Origin of the sequence: Agromyces binzhouensis (assembly GCF_004135055.1) — a bacterium.
Classification (GTDB): Bacteria; Actinomycetota; Actinomycetes; order Actinomycetales; family Microbacteriaceae; genus Agromyces; species Agromyces binzhouensis.
The window spans coordinates 1-1,588 of record NZ_SDPL01000555.1 but is presented as its reverse complement, the minus strand read 5'-3'; the positions used below and the strand labels follow the sequence as shown (position 1 = coordinate 1,588).

Genomic DNA, 1,588 nt, shown 5'->3' with positions numbered 1-1,588 from the left:
CGCCCACGCCTCGTCGGCCGGGCCGTCCTCGTCGCCGGCGCCACCCGCCGCACCGCGGCGCGGATGCGCGGGGTCGGCGAGGTCGATGACGATGGACGCGACCGCCCTCGGATCGCTCGACGCGTACGCGATGCGGTCCGCGGCGTCCGCGGGCTCGCCGTCGATCGCGATCGCGACGTCCCACTCGTCGTGCAGGCGCTCGCGAAGCAGGAAACGACCGTCGAGGACGAGGATCGCGTCGGCGGGTCCACTGCGCCACTTCGGCTCGACCCAGGCATCCCGCGCGAGATCGAAGCCGCGTGTGACGAACGCCGTCGACCCGGCCATGCGGAACGGCTCGACGAGCGTGCGCTGCAGGAGCGACTCGTCGATGCCGTATCGCCAGTAGCGCTCGGGCGTGTCCGGCCCGTACTCCGCCTGGGCCTCGCGCGACCGGTGGAAGTCCTCCGCGCTCGCCCGGAACACCGCGAGGTCGCGCTCCCTCAGGACGTCGGCGAGGTCGTCGCCGAGCTCGGTCTTGCCGCTCCGGAGGGGGCCGTCGATCGCGACGATCACCCGCCCCCGGCCCGTGCGGGCGAGGAACTCGTCGGCGACCTCGCGGAGGAACGCCACCCGGGGCGTGGTGACCAGGCGCATGCTCCGAGCGTACGTCTCCCGCCTCGGCCGCGTCGACCGACCGGCCGCCGTACGCTGGACGGATGCCGACCCTCGCCCGACCCGCGGACGACGCGCCCGCCGACGCGATCGCCGAGGCGGTGAACCGGTGGTTCGCCACGGCCGCCCGGCCGCTGCCCTGGCGCGCCGCGGACGTCTCGCCGTGGGCGGTGCTCGTCAGCGAGTTCATGCTGCAGCAGACCCAGGTCGCGCGCGTGCAGCCGCGCTGGGAGGAGTGGATGCGTCGCTGGCCGACGCCCGCGGACCTCGCAGCCGCACCTCCGGCCGAGGCCGTGCGCATGTGGGATCGGCTCGGATACCCGCGCCGCGCACTGTGGCTGCACCGCGCCGCCACCGAGATCGTGGAGCGCCACGACGGCGACGTGCCGCGGGAGCTCGATGCGCTCCTCGCCCTGCAGGGCATCGGGCCGTACACGGCGCGCGCGATCGCGGCCTTCGCGTTCGGCGAGCGGCACCCCGTCGTCGACACGAACACGCGCCGGGTGATCGCCCGCGCCGTCGACGGCGCCGCCGAGGCCGGACCGCCGGCGACCAGGCGCGACCTCGACGCGATGGACGCGCTCCTGCCCGACGACCCCGCAGCGGCACGGGTGTTCAACGCTGGCGCCATGGAGCTCGGAGCCACCGTGTGCACCGCACGGGCCCCGCGCTGCGACGACTGCCCGATCGCTCCGGTCTGCGCGTGGCGAGCCGCGCGCTACCCCGCCTACGACGGACCACGACGCGCACGGCAGGCCCGTTTCGCCGGCAGCGACCGCGAAGCGCGAGGGCTCATCATGCGCGAGCTGCGCGCCGCCCACCGCCCGGTCCCCGAGGACGAGCTCGGCCGTGTCGTCTCGGACCGGGACCGGCTGACGCGGGCCGTCGACGGGCTCGTCGCCGACGGCCTGGCTGCCCGCGTCGACGGCGGACT

2 protein-coding genes are annotated in these 1,588 nt (G+C 75.8%); one reads left to right on the top strand and one right to left on the bottom strand.

Features of this window, described 5'->3' with window-relative positions:
* Nucleotides 1-636, bottom strand: a 636-nt coding sequence (locus ESO86_RS16665) for a nucleoside/nucleotide kinase family protein (RefSeq protein ID WP_129235930.1), incomplete at its 3' end; no start/stop codon positions are given.
* Nucleotides 637-698: 62 nt separating this feature from the next.
* Here ESO86_RS16665 and ESO86_RS16660 point away from each other — a divergent pair.
* The coding region (locus ESO86_RS16660) for an HhH-GPD family protein (protein WP_129235929.1) at nt 699-1,588 on the top strand (890 nt) is incomplete at its 3' end.